Annotated in this window: 21 protein-coding genes; 8 read left to right on the forward strand and 13 right to left on the reverse strand. The window is 39.2% G+C overall.

Annotated features, from left to right (window positions below):
* Positions 1–9: 9 nt before the first annotated feature.
* From BUA97_RS08035 to BUA97_RS08045, 3 genes are all read left to right on the forward strand, one after another.
* Positions 10–885 carry a phosphatidate cytidylyltransferase gene (locus tag BUA97_RS08035; RefSeq protein WP_072997347.1) on the forward strand — a complete coding sequence of 292 codons (876 nt, stop codon included), beginning with the start codon at positions 10–12 and terminating at the stop codon, positions 883–885.
* An 11-nt stretch (positions 886–896) separates the two neighbouring features.
* On the forward strand, positions 897–1550 hold the full coding sequence (locus tag BUA97_RS08040; protein WP_072997348.1) for a phosphatidylserine decarboxylase family protein: 654 nt from the start codon (positions 897–899) through the stop codon (positions 1548–1550).
* A 156-nt stretch (positions 1551–1706) separates the two neighbouring features.
* A complete protein-coding gene (locus BUA97_RS08045; RefSeq protein WP_072997349.1) occupies positions 1707–2501 on the forward strand; it encodes an alpha/beta hydrolase in 795 nt (264 codons plus the stop codon).
* Positions 2502–2535: 34 nt separating this feature from the next.
* Here the strand turns inward: BUA97_RS08045 and BUA97_RS08050 are convergent, their stop codons facing one another.
* The 4 genes from BUA97_RS08050 to BUA97_RS08065 all read right to left on the reverse strand — a co-directional run bounded on the left by BUA97_RS08050 (position 2536) and on the right by BUA97_RS08065 (position 8699).
* The gene (locus BUA97_RS08050) at positions 2536–2913 is read right to left on the reverse strand and encodes a DoxX family protein (protein ID WP_072997350.1); all 378 of its coding nucleotides are present in this window, start codon (positions 2911–2913) and stop codon (positions 2536–2538) included.
* A 23-nt stretch (positions 2914–2936) separates the two neighbouring features.
* Positions 2937–4679, reverse strand: a complete 1743-nt coding sequence (locus tag BUA97_RS08055) for an agmatine deiminase family protein (RefSeq protein WP_072997351.1) — start codon at positions 4677–4679, stop codon at positions 2937–2939.
* A gap of 110 nt (positions 4680–4789) precedes the next feature.
* Positions 4790–7192, reverse strand: coding sequence for an endopeptidase La (gene lon / locus BUA97_RS08060; RefSeq protein WP_072997352.1), 2403 nt, complete (start codon positions 7190–7192; stop codon positions 4790–4792).
* Positions 7193–7478: 286 nt separating this feature from the next.
* Positions 7479–8699 (reverse strand): aminotransferase class V-fold PLP-dependent enzyme, encoded by a 1221-nt coding sequence (locus BUA97_RS08065; RefSeq protein WP_072997353.1) that lies wholly within the window; start codon positions 8697–8699, stop codon positions 7479–7481.
* A gap of 374 nt (positions 8700–9073) precedes the next feature.
* On the opposite strand from BUA97_RS08065, the gene BUA97_RS08070 reads away from it, so the two are divergent.
* The gene (locus BUA97_RS08070; RefSeq protein ID WP_072997354.1) at positions 9074–9670 is read left to right on the forward strand and encodes a superoxide dismutase; all 597 of its coding nucleotides are present in this window, start codon (positions 9074–9076) and stop codon (positions 9668–9670) included.
* Positions 9671–9718: 48 nt separating this feature from the next.
* Here the strand turns inward: BUA97_RS08070 and BUA97_RS08075 are convergent, their stop codons facing one another.
* The 4 genes from BUA97_RS08075 to mutL are packed head-to-tail and all read right to left on the reverse strand — an operon-like array spanning position 9719 to position 13568.
* Positions 9719–10051 (reverse strand): hypothetical protein, encoded by a 333-nt coding sequence (locus BUA97_RS08075; protein ID WP_072997355.1) that lies wholly within the window; start codon positions 10049–10051, stop codon positions 9719–9721.
* Between the two features lie 18 nt (positions 10052–10069).
* Complete coding sequence (locus tag BUA97_RS08080) at positions 10070–11050, reverse strand: endonuclease/exonuclease/phosphatase family protein (protein WP_072997356.1); 981 nt, start codon at positions 11048–11050, stop codon at positions 10070–10072.
* A gap of 1 nt (position 11051) precedes the next feature.
* Positions 11052–11801, reverse strand: coding sequence for a rhomboid family intramembrane serine protease (locus BUA97_RS08085; RefSeq protein ID WP_072997357.1), 750 nt, complete (start codon positions 11799–11801; stop codon positions 11052–11054).
* 3 nt (positions 11802–11804) lie between these two features.
* Positions 11805–13568: a DNA mismatch repair endonuclease MutL gene (mutL, locus tag BUA97_RS08090; RefSeq protein WP_072997358.1), complete on the reverse strand. Its 1764-nt coding sequence runs from the start codon at positions 13566–13568 to the stop codon at positions 11805–11807.
* A 115-nt stretch (positions 13569–13683) separates the two neighbouring features.
* On the opposite strand from mutL, the gene BUA97_RS08095 reads away from it, so the two are divergent.
* On the forward strand, positions 13684–14778 hold the full coding sequence (locus tag BUA97_RS08095; protein ID WP_072997359.1) for an acyltransferase family protein: 1095 nt from the start codon (positions 13684–13686) through the stop codon (positions 14776–14778).
* Positions 14779–14811: 33 nt separating this feature from the next.
* Here the strand turns inward: BUA97_RS08095 and BUA97_RS17000 are convergent, their stop codons facing one another.
* Positions 14812–15042, reverse strand: coding sequence for a hypothetical protein (locus BUA97_RS17000; RefSeq protein ID WP_139258274.1), 231 nt, complete (start codon positions 15040–15042; stop codon positions 14812–14814).
* A 140-nt stretch (positions 15043–15182) separates the two neighbouring features.
* On the opposite strand from BUA97_RS17000, the gene miaE reads away from it, so the two are divergent.
* The 3 genes from miaE (at position 15183) to BUA97_RS08110 (ending at position 17855) form a co-directional block, all read left to right on the forward strand.
* The gene (gene miaE / locus BUA97_RS08100) at positions 15183–15764 is read left to right on the forward strand and encodes a tRNA-(ms[2]io[6]A)-hydroxylase (RefSeq protein ID WP_072997360.1); all 582 of its coding nucleotides are present in this window, start codon (positions 15183–15185) and stop codon (positions 15762–15764) included.
* Entirely contained in the window at positions 15765–16379 is a 615-nt protein-coding gene (locus tag BUA97_RS08105) for a DUF502 domain-containing protein (RefSeq protein WP_072997361.1), read from the forward strand. It begins immediately after the preceding gene.
* A 99-nt stretch (positions 16380–16478) separates the two neighbouring features.
* The gene (locus BUA97_RS08110) at positions 16479–17855 is read left to right on the forward strand and encodes a tryptophanase (RefSeq protein WP_072997362.1); all 1377 of its coding nucleotides are present in this window, start codon (positions 16479–16481) and stop codon (positions 17853–17855) included.
* 28 nt (positions 17856–17883) lie between these two features.
* Here the strand turns inward: BUA97_RS08110 and porW are convergent, their stop codons facing one another.
* From porW to BUA97_RS08130, 4 genes are all read right to left on the reverse strand, one after another.
* Positions 17884–20421, reverse strand: a complete 2538-nt coding sequence (gene porW / locus BUA97_RS08115) for a type IX secretion system periplasmic lipoprotein PorW/SprE (protein ID WP_139258276.1) — start codon at positions 20419–20421, stop codon at positions 17884–17886.
* Between the two features lie 85 nt (positions 20422–20506).
* Complete coding sequence (locus tag BUA97_RS08120) at positions 20507–21079, reverse strand: Maf family nucleotide pyrophosphatase (protein ID WP_072997364.1); 573 nt, start codon at positions 21077–21079, stop codon at positions 20507–20509.
* A gap of 10 nt (positions 21080–21089) precedes the next feature.
* The gene (locus BUA97_RS08125; protein WP_072997365.1) at positions 21090–21611 is read right to left on the reverse strand and encodes a KdsC family phosphatase; all 522 of its coding nucleotides are present in this window, start codon (positions 21609–21611) and stop codon (positions 21090–21092) included.
* 70 nt (positions 21612–21681) lie between these two features.
* Positions 21682–22584 (reverse strand): GLPGLI family protein, encoded by a 903-nt coding sequence (locus BUA97_RS08130; protein ID WP_072997366.1) that lies wholly within the window; start codon positions 22582–22584, stop codon positions 21682–21684.
* Between the last annotated feature and the right edge of the window lie 75 nt (positions 22585–22659).

The following is a 22659-nucleotide window of genomic DNA, read 5'->3' on the forward strand; positions in this document are numbered from 1 at the left end:
ACCTCAGTTTTGGATAAAAATTTCATTCAGCGTTCATTGTCAGGACTTGTTTATGTCCTTATCATAGCAATTTGTACAACACCCCTTGGAGAGAGTCTCTTCAGCGGCTTTCTGCCGCAAGTCAAACAACAGTACCTTTTCTACGGATTGATATCGTTCTTCGTTGTCGTTGGTCTTTTTGAATGCATCAGAATTATGAAGTTCGATAACAGCATATACAAATGGCTGGTTTTCCCGATTTCGGCATTCATCTATTACAGATTTACGAAACGGTTTTTTTACCACGGTTTCTTCTTTGACATCAACTTCAGTGAGATGCTTTCATTGGCATTGATCCCGATCGCCGCTATCACACTTTTTAAATTTCCGAAAGAACTTTACTTTGAAAATGGGAAACTAATATTCACAGTGGTATATTTGGCATTACCCTTTGGATTTGCACTTGGCTTACCAAGATTCAGCACGCTCGATCCGGAAAAATCATTCAGTTTAGAAGTCTTCATGCTTTTTGTGTTGATCTGGAGCAGCGATACATTTGCTTATCTGACGGGTAAATTCTTTGGAAAACATAAGATGGCACCGAGAATTTCGCCCAAAAAAACCTGGGAAGGATTTGCAGGTGGTGTTGTTCTGACCCTCATTCTGGGTTTCTTTGTAGAGCAATATTTTCCTGAACTGAGAGGTAACTGGATGGTTGTGGGATTTTTGGTCTCAGTTTTTGCACCATTAGGCGATTTGGTAGAAAGTCAGCTAAAACGTAGTTTTGCAGTCAAGGACAGTGGCAATATTATACCGGGTCACGGAGGTGTTTTGGACAGGCTTGATAGTTTTATTATCTGTGCACCAGTTATTTACTTATATTTTATTTTAGAGAAACTATTTTAGAAAAGGCATATATGAAATTACATAAAGAGTCAAAAGGAACACTGATCGTGGCGATCCTGTTCATTGCATTTATCGGCGTTATATCCGTTTACTATCTGCAATTATGGTCATTGGTTATTATGATTCCGTTGTTGATAATGCTGGGTTTGATTTTCTGGTTTTTCCGGGTTCCAAAAAGGGCAATTCTGGACCATACAGAAAATGTAATCGCACCGGTTGACGGAAAAGTCGTGATGATAAAAGAAGTTTTTGAAAACGAGGTTCTGAAGGACAACTGTATTCAGGTTTCTATTTTCATGTCCCCGCTCAATGTCCATATCTGCCGTTATCCGGTAAGCGGCGATGTGATCTATAAAAAATACCATCCCGGAAAGTATCTTGTTGCCTGGCATGAGAAATCTTCAACTGAGAACGAAAGAACTACCATTGCTGTGAAAAGTCTGACCAATCATCAGGTCGTGTTCCGCCAGATTGCAGGTTATGTTGCAAGAAGGATCGTTTTCTACTGTAATCTCGAAGACAAGGCCAAAGCCGGCCACGAGTTCGGATTCATCAAGTTCGGTTCGAGAATGGATGTTTTTCTACCTTTGGATACAGAGATTCTTTGTAAAATAGGAGACAAGACAAAAGGAGGCCTGGATGTCATTGCAAGAATGAGGGATTAATATCCAATTAGAATTAGGAGAGACTTATTAAAGTCTCTTTTTGTTTTATCCCAGGAAACGGACAATTCGGTCAGTATATTTTACGATTCGGTCGGATAATTTTCTTTTTGCTGACTATTCACTATACTTTTGAATCATTAAATAAATTTAAAAACAATGAAGACATCAGTATTTTTTTCCTTATTCTTAGTGTTACTTTCAATTTTTTCTAAAGCTCAGATGGATGACAAATTCTATCAGCCAAAAAAAGAAATGAAATCTCTGGAATTCAAAAACATCGAAAATGTTAGCCTGCCTGTAGGAAGTGATACCATTACAGCAGTTGTTTTGAAACCGGAATCGAAATCCATCAAAAAGACAATCATATTTTTTCATGGTGCAGGCGGGAATATATCAACCTATCAATTCATGACAAAACCTTTGGTTGAAAATGGTTTTCAAGTTGTGATGATCGATGTCAGAGGATATGGAAAATCCACTGGAAAACCGACACACCTGAATGTTGCAGAAGACGGACAGAAAATGTTTGATTATCTGCTGACAAGAAAAGACATTAGCAATACCAAAATTTATCTTTACGGCGCTTCATTAGGTTCTCAGGTTGCAACGCACCTGGCCAAAGATAATATGGCAAAAATTTCAGGACTTATTTTAGACGGAGGGATGTCATCTTTTACAGATATCGCCATCCATTTCAAGCCGGAAATGAAAGAGATTATCGAAAAATATGTGGTTTCTCCATACTCTGCCAAAGAAGATGTCAAAGCTTTGAAGGGCCTTCCAAAGTTGTTTATCTACAGCAAAAGCGATTCTACAGTTCCTTTCGATCAAGGAATGACCATCTATGACAATGCGCCGGATCCAAAACAATTTTTGGAATTTAAAACAGAACACCTGGAGGCTATGGTCTCTGATAAGGACAATGTCCTGAAAGCTATTGAAAAATTGTAAAAAGAAGGGAAGACATATGTCTTCCCTTCTTTATTTAACTCACCAAAGCCTTATACTTTTCCCGGTTATCAAATAATACCCAAAGATTGATCAGCAAAAGGACGACAGCGATTACACACCCTTCATTTGTGGGGAATAAAGTAAAATTATGAAGCACAATCCCGACCATTACAGGCAAAATAAAAATGGCGCCAAGAGCTCTTGTTTTCGGGAAAATAAAAAGAAGCCCGCCAATTACTTCAACTGTACCAACCAATGGCATCAGCCAGGTGATTTCTCCGAAAGCAGATAATAGTTTCAGCTGTTCGGGTTTCATCTCTGGCATCCGCATATAATGCAGAAACTTGTCCAGTCCTGCATTGATAAACATCAAGCCAAACAAAACACAAAGAATAAGTTTTACAATTTTCATTTCATATAGTTTTAAAATTAGTCTTAATTCAAATCCGATTTCTTGATCAGTTTTTTGATGACTTTCCCAAATTTCCCTTCAAATGAAATTAAAAGAACGCCGCTCCATTTGGGATTAAGATCTAGTGTAATAGCTCCGTTACCTGCAACATTCTTTTGTTCAGAGAGCTTTTGTCCAAGAATATTATGAATGGAAATGTTGACATCTCCGGAAATGTTTTTCAGATTAAAATAAACCTTATTGCTTGCAGGATTCGGGAATGGGCCTTCAATGCTTTTGCTGCCTGTGTCTTCAACGGATAATAGATGGGCGTCGAAACTCCAGTAGCCGTCCGGTGCAACAATCGGTCTGGTGATCATTTTCCCCGACTTGGCTTTAGCCCAGATGTAATATTCAATTTTTTTGGAACCAGGAGGAAGCGAAAGATTGGTAATCCATTTGTTCTCAGAAGAGCCGGTCATGATGGCCTCCTGAAAAGAAGACGTCCCTGATTCCCGCCAAAAAACTTTAGCCTGTTCAATTCCTGAGTTATGTTTAATCTGAGCCTCTACAGGAACATCAGCGTTATTAACAGCTTTAATTTTAGAATGGTTAATCAATAGCGGATCGGCAACTCCGATTGTATGTGTGATGCAATGGATCGCTCCGCTGAGGCTGATCAGATCCTCACCGGCATTATCCACATCAATTCCTATAACCTTATAACCGGGCATCGATTGTTTATAGATATTGAGCGCTGTTACATCCACTTCCGGGCGATAGGTCGGGACCAATATTGTTTTGTTGATGATAACGGCATTGGTATAGGTTCTGTAAGAGCCGCCAGTATTCGGGTAGGCACCTGTTGTACTTGCAGGGGCGGGAATCCACTTGATGTCGTAATCATTTCCGAAAGGTGTTTTGAAAGTATTTCTGATATAGTCGATATTCTGTTTGATATAAGGTCCATCAGCAACACCATCGGGATATTGGCTTACCAGCAGGGTTTCTTCATCCAGCAATTTCATATGCATATCAATGTGGTGGATCTCGTCATAAGGCAAGACATTCATCTTTCGGTAAGAACTGATTCCCATATAATCTTTGAGAATTTTATCCACTTGTGCTTCAGTTTTTGTGCTTACACCATAGGAATTACCTGCTTTATTTTCATCAAGAATTAATTTTGAAGCAAACGCATTTCCCATACCGTCTGACATAAAATTGCCGCCTGTGTTCACCAGATCATTGGGTGAAGTATCGGTCACATAAAGCGGAACACCCACATATTCTGCATGTTTGGTAGATAGAACATTGTCCAGAGGTCTGGGTCTATTATAGATCCAATCTACCAGAGCACGGTCTCCAACGTCGTTAGTATACACAGTATTAGCTGCATAATCTCTTATCCAGATACTGTTGGTGGCAGCATTGATGAATCTTACGTTGGTAAGGTCAACGCCGTTACTTGTGAGATAATTTTTCACGGAGTTTTCGTTGGTCGTGGCAATCAGAACTTTACATTCTTTCACTGCGGCCTGCACGATCTGTCTCTGGATATTCTGATATTGTGTTGTCCATGCGAGCACTAGGTATTCCACTTCTTCCCATTGTGTGGCTGTTCTTACGGGCAGGCCTGGAGGAGGTGTTCGTTTCTCTGCAGAAAATTTGTAATTCGGGAGCAGGAGTTTTTCTTCTGCAGTTAAGCCTTTTGGCAGAACTTCCTGCGCATTGAAGGAATTCAGAAAAAGTAATGGAAGTAAGAATATGGCGTAAATTCTCTTCATATTAAATAATATAATTGACGAATTTATAAAAAATTTTGAATATTATTTATAAATAAAAAAATCCGCTCAGGACTTCTGAACGGATATAATTTTATTGATTAACTATAATCCTACTTCAGAGCGATTTTGATCACCTCGCTCATGTTAGTGACATAATTGACTTTCAGATTTTTAAGGTAATCTTTTTTAATTTCTTCAACATCTTTCCGGTTTGCTTCACAAAGAATCACTTCTTTGATCCCCGCTCTGGTTGCAGCCAGAAGTTTTTCCTTAATCCCGCCGACAGGCAGAACTTTTCCGCGTAGTGTGATTTCTCCGGTCATCGCCAGATGAGGTTTCACCTTTTTGTTTTTGTAGCTGGAGACCATAGATGTCAGCATGGCGATTCCTGCAGAAGGTCCATCTTTCGGAGTTGCACCTTCAGGAACATGAACGTGAATGTTTTTCTTTTCGATGTCATCTTCCGGAATTCCCAATTCTTCATAGTGTGCTTTGATGAATTCCAAGGCAATCGTTGCTGATTCTTTCATCACATTCCCAAGATTTCCGGTCATCGTCAATATTCCTTTTCCTTTGGAAAGAATGCTCTCGATAAACAGAATGTCACCACCGACACTTGTCCACGCTAAACCTGTTACAACGCCCGGTACGTCCGTAATTTCTGCAAGAGTTTTCGGTCTTGGAACTCCAAGGATTTCGTCCACTTTTTCAACAGAAATTTTTGGGTCATATTCGTTTTCCATAGCCAGCTGCAGCGCAACCCAACGAGCAACACCCGCAATTCTTTTTTCCAGTGTTCTCACCCCGCTTTCCGAAGTGTGTGCATCAATAATATGCTTCAGCTCAGCATTGCCGAGTTTCAGAGATTTAGCATTCAGACCATTTTCCTGAAACTGTTTTTTAATTAGATGTCGTTTGGCAATTTCTATCTTCTCTTCCAGCGTATAACCGGCTATGCTTATAATCTCCATTCTGTCAAGCAAAGGCCTCTGAACGGTTGACAGGGAATTTGCAGTGGCAATAAACATCACTTTTGAAAGATCATAGCCATGCTCCAGAAAGTTATCATAAAAATTATTATTCTGTTCAGGATCAAGAACTTCCAGCAATGCAGAACTCGGATCACCGTGAATCCCCTGTCCTATTTTATCGATCTCGTCCAGTACAATCACAGGATTTGACGTCCCGGATTTTTTAATAGACTGAAGAATTCTCCCGGCCATAGCGCCGATATAAGTTTTTCTGTGTCCGCGTATTTCGCTTTCATCATGTAACCCGCCAAGGGAAACACGAACATATTTTCTTCCAAGAGAGTCGGCAATCGACTTTCCAAGCGATGTTTTACCAACGCCCGGAGGACCGACCAAACAAAGGATCGGAGATTTCATATCGTTCTTCAATTTCAGGACAGCAATGTGTTCCAAAATTCTTTTCTTAATGTCTTCCAGTCCAAAATGCTCTTTGTCCAATAGCTTTTCAGCTTTTTTCAGGTCAAAGTGATCGCTGGAATATTTTTCCCAAGGCAGATCAGTGAAAAAATCCAGATAATTTCTCTGGACGTTATAATCCGGAGAGTTCGGGTGCTGACGCTGAAGTCTTTGGAGTTCCTTTTGGAAATGATTCTCGACTTCTGCGTTCCATTTTATTTTCTCAGCTTTCTTCCTGAATTCGTCGGCATCAGATTCTGCACCGCCACCCAGTTCTTCCTGAATGGTCTTGATCTGCTGATTAAGAAAATATTCACGTTGTTGCTTATCAAGATCTTTGCTGGTTTTTTGATGAATCTGATTTTTCAGTTCCAGATGCCGAAAATCATCATGCATCATTTCATAGAGAATTTTTGCACGTCCGGTGAGGGTTTTTTCCTCCAAAAGAATCTGTTTCTTGTCAGAAGAAAAATTGCCGTTCGCCGAAACAAAATTTAATAGATCTTCTCCGCCTTCAATATTTTTGAGTGCGAACTGAGCCGCATTGGGAATGTTCGGGTCGATGTTGATGATCTTTTCTGCGAGGTCTTTGATGTTGTCCATCAAGGCTACAAACTCTTCTTCGTCTTTTGGTTTGGTATCTTTCTGCTTTGTAATTTCCGCCAGGAAATAAGGCTCCTGAGAAATCATTTTTTTAATTTTAAACCTTTGAACACCTCTTGTGATCGCAGTGATATTACCTTCCGGCAGCTTGATGATTTTAATAATCTTTGCCAAAGTCCCGACAGCGTAGAGATCTTTCTCTGTAGGATTTTCCTCGTTCGGATTCTTCTGGCTGATAATGCCGATCAGTTTATTTTCCTTCTGAGCATCTTCCAGCAGTCTCTTGGATTTTTCTCTTCCGGCTGTTATAGGCGTTATCACCTTCGGGAACATTACCATATTCCGCACAGGAAGAATGGGAAACTGACTCTGGGACTCATCATTTTCTTTGTTTTCAAAGTCAGAAAAATTGATTTCTTCGGCAATGATTCCGAGACCTTCGTCTATCATATCTTCAAAGTTGATTTCTTCAAATTCTGTCATAGTATCTTTGATGACATATTGTCATTAATCTTTTGTTTTAAAAATCGTTTTCCGAATCATAGCCGGGAAACTTTAATGTTCGTAATAGGTCTATATTTTGACAATAGCTGTGCCATGCAAAAAAACATTACAATTTGTCAGTCGGGAAAAAAAGATAAACAGTCTTTTATTTATGATAACAACACTAAATAAAAAACCTGCGCAGGAAATCTATAACTCCTGCGCAGGTTTTGCCTGACTTGTGCGCAAGAGTTGGTTAAAAGCTGCGCAGGTTTTTTCAATATCATTAAACCAGCATTCTCTGGGCTTTTTTCACACCTTCTACCAAAATATCAACCTCTTCCAAAGTATTGTAAACAGCAAAACTTGCACGTACAGTCCCTGCGATGCTGAAAAAATCCATAATCGGTTGTGTACAATGGTGTCCGGTTCTCACAGCAATTCCCATTTTGTCGAGAATCATTCCGGTGTCAGAAGCGATTCCCACGCCTTGCAGGTTGAAAGAAACTACGCCGGTTCTGTGGGCTTTTTCGCCGTAGATTTTGATGCCGTCCAGTTCAAGAAGTTTTTTCTGAGCGTAACTCAACAAGGCAGTTTCGTGGTTTTGAAGATTTTCGTGTCCGATTTTTTCTATGAAATCAGCAGCAGCTCCGATAGCGATATTCCCACCAACATTCGGTGTTCCGGCTTCGAATTTGAAAGGTAATCCGGCATAAGTTGTTCCGTCGAAACTGCAAACGGCAATCATCTCGCCGCCGCCATGGAAAGGTTGCATGTTTTCCAAAACGGATTCTTTTCCGTAAAGAATTCCGGTTCCCATTGGCGCATACATTTTGTGTCCCGAGAAAACGAAGAAATCGCAGTCCAGTTTCTGAACATCGATTTTGAAATGCGGCGCAGATTGTGCACCGTCTATCAAAACATATGCGTTGGAAAGGCGTCTTGTTTTTTCAATGATATCTTCGATTGGGTTAATGACCCCCAAAGCGTTAGAAACCTGATTTACTGATACTACTTTGGTTTTTTCATTCAGCCATTCATCCAAAACATCGATTTGGAGAATTCCGTTTTCGTCCATTGGAATGACGCGGAGTTTTGCGCCGGTTCTTTCACAAAGCATTTGCCACGGAACGATGTTGGAATGGTGCTCCAGATAGGAAATGATAATCTCATCATCTTTTTTGATCTGATTCGTCAAAGCATAAGCCACGAGATTGATTCCTTCGGTTGTACCTTTGGTGAAAATCACCTCATAATCGTGTTTGGCATTGATGAATCTCTGGATCTTCTGCCTTGAAAGTTCCATTTCTTCCGTTGCCAACTGGCTCAATGTGTGTATCCCGCGGTGAACATTGGCGTTGATGGTTTCGTAATATGTTTCCCAAGTCTTTAAAACTGAAATTGGTTTTTGGGAAGTGGCGGCGTTGTCCAGATAAACGAGCGGTTTTCCGTTGACTTGTTGATCCAGGATCGGGAATTGGTCTCTTATATTATTGATGTCGAACATTTTAGAATTTTAATTTTATTGTTTCAAACCACCCCGTCAAAAATTCTCTGAATTTTTGCTACCCCTCCAGAGGAGGGGAATTTTTGAGGTCGAATTATTGCAGCCCGACTTGAGCGGAAATCCTTTTTTGCCAATACTGGATTTCTATTGATAGTGAAATCTCGTGGCGAAAAAGATTGGGAGCGGAAGGCGGAAATAGCTGCCCAAATAATCGGAATATTTCTAATTATTTAGAATGGGTCAAAGTTACGGCAAAATTTATTAAAAATTTCGATGTTAAATATTTATAAAATGAGTGTGATTCTTGTTTTTAGGAATAATTATTGACTATTTTTGACCAATTCATTTATTATTAACAAATAAATAGCGAAACTATGGCATTCGAATTACCAAAACTTAATTATGCATACGATGCTCTGGAACCAACCATCGATGCAAGAACAATGGAAATCCATCACACAAAACACCATCAGGCGTATGTGGACAATCTAAATAATGCAATTGCAGGAACAGAACTTGAAGGAAAATCTCTTGAAGAAATCCAAAAAACAGGCTCAGATAAACCAGCAGTAAGAAATAATGGAGGCGGACATTACAACCATTCTCTTTTCTGGGAACTTTTGACGCCAGGCGGAAGCAAAGAGCCGGTTGGAAATGTGAAATCAGAAATCGAGAAAATCGGCGGTTTTGAGAAATTTAAAGAAGATTTTTCTAATGCGGCGAAAACGAGATTCGGTTCAGGATGGGCTTGGCTGGTAAAAAATGCTGACGGTTCTCTGATTGTTTCTTCAACTCCGAATCAGGACAATCCTCTGATGCCTGTGGCTGATGTAAAGGGAACGCCAATTCTTGGATTGGATGTTTGGGAACACGCTTATTACCTGAATTACCAAAACAGAAGACCGGATTATGTGTCGGCTTTTTTTGATGTGATCAACTGGGATAAAGTGGAAGAGCTTTATAACAAATAAGACAGGACTTATCTAAATAAAAAACCATCAGAAACTCTGATGGTTTTTTTATGGAGTAATTATTTGTTCAGTTTTGACTTCGGGTTTTGTTTCCTTTGATTCTCTGGCTTTCTCAGCTTCTAACTTTGCTTTTTCTTTGTCAAGTTTTTCCTGTTCTGCTTTTGCAATCGCGGCAAGGCTGTCTTTTTCCCGTTTGATTGCGACTGCATTGATTTTTGCCATCACCGCCTCAGAAGTTGCACCTGGACCGAAAGAATCTATAGCAGTGGTGTCATAAGTAATTGTTGATGCTTTTTCATTATTCTCGGGACTGATTGCGGATTCGTTTTTGGAACAAGACAAAAAAGACATCAGGATTAAAAAAAAGTAAAGTAATTTCATAAGAACAAATATCGAAAATTATTTGATAAGAAACTCGGCAATTACAGGAAAATGATCCGAGATCCGCACGCTTCTGTCAACATTGTAACTGATTGGCTCTATGGATTCTGATGCAAAAATATGATCGATTTTAATCGGGAATTTGAAATCATGGAAACTTGTTCCGCTGCCTTTTCCGACTTTCAGAAAAGTGTCTTGGAGACCTTCGGACAGTTTGTAATATTCATAAGAATTCGGAACTGAATTGAAATCTCCGGCAAAGATAATCGGATAAGGAGAGCTGTCTAAAAATCTTTTGATGGGTACAATCTGGCTCTGATGTTTGCGGAATGTCGGGATCAGTTTATGAAGGATATTCTTTGCCTTTTCTTCATTCAAGGTCAGATTGCCGCTTGGCTTTATCATTGTATTTTGCAGATAAAAAGGTTCCATATAAACGTTCACAAACCGTATCATTTTTCCGTTGACCATAATATCAGCATAGATGCATCGTCCGTTCTTCGCATCGGTTTCTACAATGCCGCTCTCCACAATGGGGAATCTTGACTGGATCTTAACGACAGGGAAACTGCGTTCAAAATATTTGAAGCCTTTCAGGTCTTCTGCACTTTTGTATTCCTGTGTAAGAACTACATCAGCATGTTGCTCATTAAGGAACTGATAAATATTTGCATCCCCGAATTTACCAGATTTGGCATTCAGAGAAATCACCTTAAGATTTGGTGTTTCTTTTTTTGCAGGCGTGAAATTGACCCAGCGTCTGGTAGGAGTAATAAAAAATAAGGATACCAAAAGAAAAACAATCGCTCTTTTTCTCCAGGATATAATCCAGAAAATCAATAATATAATATGCAGAACAATCAGAATCGGAAACCCAAGAGAAAGAAGGTTGAGAAATCCGAAAACTTTTGGCGGCACATAGGCATTCATTATCGTGCCGAAAAGAAGCGCAATAACGATGAAATGAAAAGCCGTTAATATCAGGCGAATGATTCCCATTTTATTGGATCCTGTCGCGGTTTTTCTTCCAGTTCCATATATAAAGAAAGCCGATCAGCGCACCGCCGAGATGGGCAAAATGAGCAATATTATCGTCACTGAACTGCCTGAAACCCAGGAATAATGATACAACGATAATAATTGGGGTCAGATATTTGGCTTTGATAGGAAATGGAATAAACATAAACATCAGTTTTGCATCGGGAAACAATGTGGAGAATGCTGCAATCACTCCAAAAATAGCACCTGAAGCACCAACCATCGGGGTTTTAAGAATGATGAAAAGCTGTTGAGCAGCATCTCTTACCGCTTCAGAATTAGTACTGATTGGCATTTCTCCGGAATAACTATTATCTGCATACTTATATATTTCATGGATGTCATAAGCCTGACTTGTCAAAAAATTAGTAATCTGGCTCACTTCATAATAATTCCAGATGTTGTATAATGCGAAACCTCCTAAACCTGAGGCAAAATATAAAATAATGAATTTCTTCTGTCCTAAAACTTGTTCCAAAACTGGTCCGAAACTGTATAGCGTCAACATATTGAAGAGAATATGCATAATACTTCCGTGCATAAACATATGCGTAATAATTTGCCAAGACCTGAAATTTGGAGACAATGGAAAATAGCCTGCTAACAAAGCTTCCAGATCAATGTTCAGATTTTGAAACAGGAAAGTTCCTATGAAGAAAGCAACATTGATTATAATAATATTCTTCGTAACAGGTGTCAGTTGTGGAAACATAGTTTAAAATTTATTTTTAAAGTCATCAAAAGGCACTTCCAGCCAGCATTTTTTTCCATTTACGGTGTACTGCGGAAAACCAAGATCCATAAAATCTTTGACCAATTGCTCAACTTCAGTTTTATAAATGAAATCGAACTTCGATTTGGTTTTTAGTTTAACCCATTGGTATTCAAAATATTTATAGAAGTCTTCCTCTGTCCTGTATTCCAGGACTTCAAATATTTTTTCTAAGAATTTGATGACTTGCGATTCTTTTAATGCTTCCGGAACAGCTTCGATTCTGAGAACATTCTCTTGAGCCAAAGTCATCTCGAAACCGAAATCCGGCAGGTATTTTTTGATGGATTTGTATTTATTTTTCTCGATTTCATTCAGATGGTATTCTAATGAAAACAAAAGACTTTGTCCGGCCTTTTTCGTGGGCAGGTTTTCCTGATGCGACGACATCAAAACCCTGTGCATCCTCCCCAGATCCAACATATAAGTCTGTCCGTCCTTATTCAGAAGCCAATAACCGTTTGGTAACCGGAAAAGATCCTCGTCAAGATCATCATCTTCGAAAAGATTGATTTTGGATGGAGCCGCAGATGTCGCTGCCTGATAAAGTTCTGCAAGATTGATCCTTTCCTCTTCTGTGGTTTTTTCCACAGAAAATGGATTAAAATCCCGGTCAACATTGATTGCAGAAGGTGTTGGTGAACTTAAGTTGCTTTTGCTTGGGGCAAAAAAAGCTTCCATTTTCGGATCTCTTTCAAAATCCAGACTTGGCGCAACATTATAGATTCCCAACGAACGCTTGATCGTGGAACGCATCAAAGCAAATATCAGGGCTTCATCTTCAAATTTCACCTCCGTTTTCTGTGGATGGATATTCACATCGATCTTTTCCGGATCCAGATCCAGATAAAGAAAAAATGACGGAATATAACCGGGTTGCAGCAGACCTTCAAAAGCTTCCTGAACAGCCTTACTCAGATAAGCGCTTTTGAAATATCTTCCATTCACAAAGAAAAACTGCTCACCTCTTACTTTCTTTGCACCTTCGGGTTTTGCAACATAACCCTGCAGATTAACCCAGCCGAGATCTTCTTTGATGGGAATCAGAAGCGGTTGCAGTTTTCTCCCGAAAACATCCACGATGCGTTGCATCTGTCCACTTTTTCTGAGCTTGAAAACAGGCTCGTCATTATGGAACATTTCGAACTCGATGGTCTCATGGGCCAACGCAACCCTCTGGAATTCATCTATTATATGCCGGAATTCTACATTGTCATTCTTGAGGAATTTTCTTCTCGCAGGAACATTATAAAACAAATTTTTGACAGAAAAGTTAGAACCTTCCAGAGTCTGAACGGGTTCCTGAAACTGGAAAATTCCACCTTCTATATAGATGTTGGTTCCTACCGGCGCATCTTTCTGCTTGGTTTTCAGCTCCACCTGGGCAACCGCAGCAATAGAAGCAAGTGCTTCTCCACGGAAACCTTTTGTTGCGATTCTGAAAATATCTTCGGTCGAACGGATTTTCGAAGTTGCATGCCGTTCAAAAGCCAGTCTTGCATCGGTTTCAGACATTCCGATTCCGTTGTCGACTACCTGAAGCAGGTTTTTCCCGGCATCACGAATAATAAGCTGAATCTTGCTGGAGCCTGCGTCCACGGAGTTCTCCAGTAATTCCTTGACAATGGAAGCCGGCCTTTGCACCACTTCTCCTGCAGCAATCTGATTGGCAACGTGATCCGGTAAAAGCTGAATGATATCTGACATCTTTGGAATTGAACTTTCAAAAGTAAGGATAAGAATCGAGCGGTAAAAGTTAAATATTTATAAAGAACCTGGGAAAATTATGATATTTTTGAATCTCAGATAATTAATCAAATCGATGAAAAGAGATCTCTATATTGATTTTGCTAAAGGTGTGGCTACTATTTCCATAATTTTTATTCACACAGCTTTCTGGAGCGGGCAGTTTTATATGCCGGCGGAAGCCCGGATTTTTTCTCTGGTATTTGATGTAGCACTGTTTTATGCGTTGAGCGGAATCACTTCCGGTATTAATATTGAGAAAACATTTTACAGATTGCTGAAACTTCAGATCACCTATATGATTTTTGTGACGTTTCTTTTCTTTCTTGATTATTTTTTCAAGGTTTTCGGACTTACATTTTTCTCGTTTGAATGGCTTAAGGATTTTTATTCCACATTTGGGAGCAAGTATGTTCCGTCCAGCATTTCGTCTGTGCCACAATGGGATACACTTGGAAACTGGTATCTTCATTCTTATAGCAATTGTGATACTTTTCCTGTAGTGATGGGAAGTTTCTGGTATCTGAAGGTTTATTATATCTTAACCGTTTTAGGTGTTTTGATTTTGAGATTTTTTCCCCGACATATCAATTGGTTTATCGGCATTTGTGTTGCATTGACTCTGATTTTCAATATATTCCCTCAGTATTATCCCAACGGACAGGTTGGCTATGTTACGTTCTATATGACTGTTTTCCTTGTAGGTAATAAAATGCGGGCAATGACAATCCCGAAAATAGTGATTCCTGTTTTATATGCGCTGGTTGCTATTGCACTGTTGTGGATGTTCTCGAGTTACGGAAATGAGATTTTTTATAAGCTGAATAAGCAAAAATTCCCGCCGAAGATGCCGTACATCATCTGGACATTCTTTTCGTTAGTCACATTATTTGTTTTCTATAACCGATTAAAAATTGAAAAACCGAATTTCTTCACAAACGTCGGGCAAAATGCTATCTTCTTTTATTTCGCTCAGGGGATGAGTTCGTCCTTGATTTATTTTCTGGTCGTTCCTTTAAAGAATTCGATGGGCTGGTGGTTATTGGTATTGATAATCTATCCAATTAATATTTTGCTGGCATTTCTGATTTCAAAAGGTTTGAAAAAAATTGATCAATTCGGTTGGAAATTGTTGAAATTTCTGCGAGATAAAACTGTGGATAAAAACTAAAAAAAGCGCCATTACAGCGCTTTTTTGTATTCTTTAATCATCTCTTCTCCTTCCTCTGGAAGCAATGATTGCGATGATGATAATCAATACCACACCACCGATAATCCAGTAAGTCGGATTGGTTTGCCATTCTTCAGTTCGTGTGGTTACATTTGTTGTCTTGGTAACCAGAGAATCCTGTGCATAGGAAAAAGTGTAAGAGAACATAGTCAATAGGCTAAGAAGAAATAATTTAGCACGATTGTAGATTTTTGTACTTTTCATAATTTTATTATTTTACTATTGTGAAATTTTCAATTTCTGTGCCATTTTTTACAAAGATGCATAAAACAACAAATCTTAAAAAATATTTCTTTAAGTAGATTTTGTTCTTTCAAATTATTATTTTTACAGAAAATATAAACATGTTTCGTCTTAAACTTCCTACAGATCCACGATGGGCCAATATTGCAGAAGATAATCTGGAAGAGATTCTTACCGATCATGCATGGTGCGAGCAAAAAGCAGCTACCAATGCTATTGGTCTGATAACCATGGTTCCGGAACATACGGAAATGGTAACAGAGCTTCTGGCGATTGCTCAGGAAGAGTTGGATCATTTTAATCAGGTTCATGAGATTATCAAAAAAAGAGGTGGTGTGCTTGGCAGAACCCGGAAAGATGATTATGTCAATGATCTGGTAAAATTCATAGTCAAAGGAGGAGATCGTAAGGATCTCCTGGTTGATAAGATGCTTTTTGCAGCCATGATAGAAGCAAGAAGCTGCGAACGCTTCAAAGTTCTTACAGACAATATTAAAGATGAGGAACTAAAAACTTTCTATAATGATCTGATGATCTCTGAAGCCAATCATTATACGACATTCATCGGATTTGCAAGAGAGATTGGCGATCCCGAAAAAGTAAACCAACGATGGGAAGAATGGCTGGAGTATGAGGCCCAGATCATCCGGTCCTATGGCAACAAAGAAACAATCCACGGTTAGATGAACAGAGGCCTCAACGATTATCTACGACTTTTTATCCGATCCTTTATCCAGGGGCTGATAATCATTGGACCTTTCGCTATCACCGTTTGGGTCATCTGGAGTGTGGTTTTCAGCATTGACAATCTGGTGCCTTCCGTTTCGGAGAAGTTTCCCGGACTGATATTTTTTATTGTCATTTTCGGAACCTCGTTCATCGGGTTTTTCGGTAACAAATTTATTATCGGAAGGTTAATTGTTGATGGATTAGATTACGTTTTAGAACATATCCCGGGCATAAAATTCATATATACTTCCCTGAAAGATGTTCTCGGATCTTTTGTTGGCGACAAAAAGAAATTCAATGTTCCGGTTTGGGTAAAAACCAATGAAATGCCGGAGATATGGAGAATCGGATTCCTGACACAGTCTGATATGTCTGTTGTGAATCTTGAGCAGATGGTTGCGGTTTACCTGCCTCATTCCTATGCCGTTTCTGGCTGGGTTATTATCACCAAATTCAACAACATAAAAGAAGTTACCGGCATGAGTTCCGCCGAAGCGATGAAGTTTGCAGTGAGTGGAGGTGTTGCCGGATTCCATTCGGACGATAACGTTTTCAAAGCACCGGAATAGTTTATTAATTAATATTTTAAAAAGAATAGTGAAAATCGACATGAGATGCATTATTCTGCCTTTTCAAAATTTTAATAATTAATTTTAAAACTATTCATTATGAATCTTCCTTATGCAGAGCCATTTAGAATCAAAATGGTCGAAGAAATATATCAATCCACAAAAGAACACCGAGAAGAATGGCTGAAGAAAGCCAATTACAATCTATTCAATCTGAGAAGTTCCCATGTTTTCATCGACTTGCTTACAGACAGCGGAACAGGAGCGATGAGCGACAAACAATGGGCTGCCCTGATGATTGGCGACGAAAGTTATGCCGGTTCCAGATCGTTTGAAGCATTGCAGCAAACGGTTGAAAACATCACGGGTTTTCGCTATTTATTACCTACACACCAAGGCCGTGCTGCGGAAAATGTACTTTTCTCAGTTTTGGTAAAGGAAGGCGATATTGTCCCGGGAAACTCCCATTTTGATACTACAAAAGGTCATATAGAGATCAGAAAAGCGCACGCTGTAGATTGCACCATTGATGAGGCTTTTGAAATTAATGATCTTCATCCCTTCAAAGGAAATCTTGATCTGGTTAAACTTGAAAATGTTTATCAGTCCTATCCGAAAGAACAGATTCCTTTTTGCATGATTACGATTACCTGCAATTCTTCTGGAGGCCAGCCTGTTTCTCTGGAAAACATCAAAGCGGTAAAAGAGTTATCCGACAAATATGGAATTCCTGTTTTGTTTGACTCGGCAAGATTTGCAGAAAATGCATATTTTATCAAAATAAGGGAAGAAGGCCAAAAGCATAAAACGATAAAAGAAATCTGCAAAGAACTATTTTCTTATGGAGACGGGATGACGATGAGTTCCAAGAAAGACGGTTTGGTCAACATCGGCGGTTTCATAGCTTTGAAAAATAAGGAAATCTTCGAGCGGGCTTCTAATTTTACAATCATCTATGAAGGATTCATCACTTATGGCGGAATGGCTGGAAGAGATATGTCAGCATTGGCTGCCGGTCTGAATGAAGCTACCGAATTTCCTTACCTGGAAAGCAGGATTTCCCAGGTAGAATATTTGGGCAACAAGCTGATGGAAGCAGGTATTCCGGTTCAGAAACCGATTGGCGGACATGCTGTTTTTATCGATGCTCTCAACTTTTTACCGAATATCAAAAGAGAAGAATTTCCTGCGCAGACCCTGGCAATCGAACTATATAAAGAAGCGGGAATCCGAGGTGTGGAAATAGGAACTTTGCTGGCCGACAGAGATCCCGAAACACGAGAAAACCGTTATCCAAAACTGGAACTGCTAAGACTGGCAATACCTAGAAGAACATATACCAACAATCATATGGACTATGTGGCGGCTGCTGTGAAGAATGTTTTTGAAAGAAGATCCGAGATCAAAAGAGGTTATAAAATAAAACGCGAACCGGAAATTTTAAGACATTTTACCGTTCAGCTGGATAAAGTATAACAAAAAAGAGAGCAACTGCTCTCTTTTTTTATTTCTTTTCCCGTCTCTGCATTTGCATTTGCTGTGTCGCAGTGGTGGTTTGCTGTCCTGAAGCTTCTCCCGATCCCGGTTTCCCCGGGCCAAATCCGATTGGAGCAGAGGCGTTCATTTTTTCTTCTATTTCTGTTCCGTCGTCGGTTGGCAGTACTTTCTGGTTCTCTTGTTGCGTGACGGCTTTTCCGGTTTCGTCGGTTAATTCCAGCTTCGCATCACTCTTCAGAAATTTGAGAAGTTCCTGTGCTTTTTTTCCTTCCGGCGTATTTTTATAATTCAGAACGATCTGTTCCAGCTGAAGAATCATAATTTCTTTTCCGGCTGTTTTTCCTGCATTATAAGCATTCAGCAGATAGAATTTAGGGATCAGAGCGTCTTTTGGATTATCCGTGATGGCTTTATCAATCATAGCTGCAGACTCTGCATACTTCTCATTAAGATAAAGCTTATACGATTCTGCATAGAGTTTTTCTACATCTTCAGTCGATTTGTTAAAATCCTTGTTTTTCGGATTCTTTACGAATTCTGCATAAGAAGTATAAGGATATTTTTCCAGAATCAGCTGCTTAGCTTTTTCTGCATCTGCCGGATTTTTTTCATAATTAAATACAAAAATATTATACAAAGCCATCAGGTCGGTTTCCTCATGAGGCTTATTTTCTACAAGATCATATAGTGTTTTCGTTGCGAGTTTTGTATTTCCAAAAAATGTTTCATACATTCTTCCCATTCCCAGACTTGCGGTGTCTCTGTCTTTTTTTAGCTTATCAAGTTCTGCTTTGGAAGTCGGTATTTTTTCGATATAGAATTCCGGTTCCAGTCTTCTTGGGTCAGGTGCACTGGTGATTCCTAACGCTTCATTTTTTAGATCTTCAATTGTTGTTGTTTTTGCAGAATAACGCCAGTTGTCCTGCAAAGTTCTGTTTCCCCAAAGTTGTTTGAAGGCATTCTCACCTCTCGGGATATTATTGGAATTTGCAAAGTAAAAACTGGAGCCGCCCGTATTGATCCCAAAATTCTGAAAACTGTTGCCGTCTGTGGGATTATTTGCAAAAATTGAGTTCGCATTATAGTCGGAGTTGTCAAAACCTTTGCTTCTCTCTGCACGTTTTTTTTCCAGTTCTGCTACTGCTTCCTTTTCTTTGATTTTGTCTATGTATTTGGTAAAGTAATCTCTTTTTTCTGCATCAGACATTTTTGTCAGAGCCAGGATGCTGTCGTTTTTCTTTACAATATAATAGTTTTTAGAAAGCTTTTTAATGTTCGCAGTAAGGTCCGTGAGACGGTCTTTTTCCGGTTTATAACTCATCACAGCAAGCGCGCTGTCATAATAAACGCCAGCTGTGAGATAATCATCTTTTGCAAAATATTTCTTAGCAATTTCAGAATAGGTGAGTCCGCGGATCTGCGGGTCAGACTGTTTTTCCTTCAGCGCTTTTCTGAAATAGGAGTCAGCGATAGAGTCCTTCGTCGCATTGGTTGCAATCAATCCGCTGGCATAATACAGCTCATTTTTTCGGGAAGCGTAAGTTCCTTTTTTAGCGATTTTCTCGATGTAAGCAATTGCTTCTTCATAGCTGTCTGCTTTTCCGTCGAAGGTTTTTGCAATTTCTATCTGTGATTTGACCTCGAATTCGTAGCTGTTGGCATATTTATAAGCGGCTGCAAAAGATTCTCTTGCTTCGGATTTTTGTCCAAGACCAGCCAGAATCTGTCCTCTGAGAAAAGCGATTCTGCTTTTGGTTTTTCTGTTATTGTTGTATGTGAAAGCATCTTCCAGAACTTCTGCTGCAATTTCTTTTTTGCCCCATTTCAGGAAATTATCGGCCTGATAAACCTTAAGAATTCTTTTTTGCTCTTTTGTCAGTTTTATTTTGGGATCATCTTCCAGTTCTTTGAAAACCTCATCTGCACGGTAATATTCCTTCATCTTCGTATAATTCGCAGCCTGATAAATTCTTGCCAAAGGAAGTCTTTTATCCTTACTCATCGTATTGAATATATAACCGAGTGCATCCAGAGACTCCAGATGTTTTCCCTGGTACATTCTGGCCTTTGCCAAAAGCATATAAGCTTCGAATATCTTCTTGTTTTTCTCCACACCATTCACAAGAACAGAATATTTTGAAATAGCTTTCAGAGCTTTGGCTTCAGTAATCTGAAGCGTTGTGGCGCCTTTTTTATTACCGGCATTCGGGGAACTGTTTTGTGCAGTTCTGGGATTTCCCCGGAAAGAAGGAGGCGCATCTGGATCCGGAGCATTACCCTGGTTACCGAAAGACGTCCCTGTCTGTAGCTCGGACAGATTATCTTCCGTCGTATAGACAGCGATATAAGGATCGTAAAAATTGTCTACGTGTGTTTTGTCACGATTTTCCATTTCAGCAAGAAAAGATTCCTTACTGTTAAAAAGTGTATTGTGGAAGGTTAGAAATCGATTGACAGGCCCGCTTTTGGTCTTTTTCTTTTTGGTGCGCGGGTTACATGCAATAACGCTAACGACGGCAAGTATGATTAGTAAATATTTTTTCATTTAAGTTATTTCAATAATGAAATCGTTGATTGATCCTGTAAAAATAACGAAATTTTACAAGGAAAATTATTCAAAAATTTCAGTTTTAAAAATTGTTTGGAAAACACCTGAGTTTTATAAGTTCCTGATAGACCAAATCGACCGGAAATCCCATTACAGAATAGAAAGATCCTGTGATAGTTTTGATCTTTGTCATCCCCAGCCATTCCTGGATTCCGTAAGAACCGGCCTTGTCAAAGGGCTGATAATTTTTGATATAATACTCGATTTCATAATCGGTGATTTCTGAAAATTCCACATCAGTTTTACTTGTTCTGCTGACCTGAGTTGCCTCTGTTTTGACAGTGAAAGCCGTATAAACCTGATGGGTTTTCCCCGACAGATTTTTCAGCATTTCAAAAGCTTCTTCTCCTGATTGTGGTTTTAGAAGTATTTTTTGATCCATTGCAACAATCGTGTCGGAAGTCAGCAGAATCTCATCAGGATCTAGATCGAAAGTGTTTGCTTTCTTATCGGAAACATAGCCGGCAATTTGATTTGGTTTCAGATCATCAGGATAGGTTTCGTCAACATCAATTTTCACCAGTTCAAATTGATAGCCTAACTGGGTTAATAATTCCTTTCGTCTGGGAGAATTGGAAGCGAGTAGTAATCTCAAAATGAATAAATTAAGCTGATTTTGTTTCCTCGTCCAGATTCCATTTTCCCTGTACTTTCATCACCTGTTCTATGACATCACGGACTGCCCCTTTGCCGCCAAAAACCGGCGAGATGTAATCCGAAATTGCCTTCACTTCCGGAACGGCATTTGCCGGGCAAGCTGATATCTCCGCCAGTTTCATAATCCCGATATCCGGAATATCGTCCCCCATCATCAGAATCTCAGAATCATGGAGATTATATTTTGCTTTGAAATCTTCATAATCTGTAATTTTATGAGAAGATTTGGCATAATAATCTTTGATGCCAAGATATTCCATTCTGTTCTTCACCATCGGATCATTTCCGCCAGTAATAATGCCGATTTTATAACCTTGTTTCAGACATTGTACAACGGCATAACCATCCAGCACGCTCATTACTCTGGACATATTCCTGTCCGGCAAAAGATATACGCTTCCATCTGTAAAGACACCATCGATATCAAACACGAATGCTTTTATATTTTTAAGTTTAGGTAAATAACTCATAATTTCCTGATCAATTGAATAAAAAAAGTCCTCCCGAAAGAGGACTATAAAAATAGTGTTTTATGCTTAATTACGGGTAAAGTGCCGGTTCGATTTTGTTGTTATTATTTTTGATCTCTTCTTTTTGGTTTTTTTCTATCGCTCTAAGAACTTCTGAAGGATCTGTGATGATCTTGCCGTCCACATTAAGCGTTAGTTTCATATTGCCCTGTGACAGGATCTGGCGTGTATCTTTTACAGGGTCATTTTTATATTCTTTCCACTGTTTTCTGAATTGTTCTTCGGAAACTTCTATTTCTTTTCCGCCCGGAACGCCAAATGTTTTAACCACCATTCCGCCCCTTGTGCTTCCGATATCTTCTTTTTCAATTTTCACGACTTCATCAAATTTTTTGCTTCCCAAGAATTTAAAGCTTTGTGTACCGCTGGCATCTTCTAGTTCCAAAATTAACCCAGGCAAACCGTAGAATTTGTATGGTCCGTCCTGAAACGGGAAATCCTGCGAGAACCAGGCCGTCCAGGATCTGCCGCCAAAGTCTGCTGTTGCTTTCTGAACTTCAAATTGTCCAACTTTTTTCTTGTCCGGTAATATTTTCCATACCACCGGGTTTTCGTTTTTCACCAAAAATCTGGAATTTCCGATTCCTGTATGCAACACAATTCCGAAATCAGGATAGGTTTTTGAAACAGAAAATCCGACTTTTCCCGCATTTCCGCCACGGAAATTAAAATTTGTGGAGCCCGTCTGGATTTGTTTTTTGAAATAAGCATCTCTTGTAGAGTCACTCACAAATTTTTGCCTGCTGTAGAACTCGCTTCCGTTTTTTTTGATGTCAAGATACATCAGCTCTGTTTCCAGAGAATCTTTCTTTTCCAGGCTGGAAGCAAACTTATATTCGTAAATAATTCTTGTTCCCTGCGCTAATGATAGGACGCTGATCAGAAGTAATAAAATAAAAAGTGTTTTTTTCATAATAGTATTTTAACAAAGTTGATGATAACTAAAAAATTAGTGATTTAAAATTAAGCAAAATAAAAAGGCAGACAA

It is taken from the genome of Epilithonimonas mollis, assembly GCF_900142325.1.
Taxonomy (GTDB): Bacteria; Bacteroidota; Bacteroidia; order Flavobacteriales; family Weeksellaceae; genus Epilithonimonas; species Epilithonimonas mollis.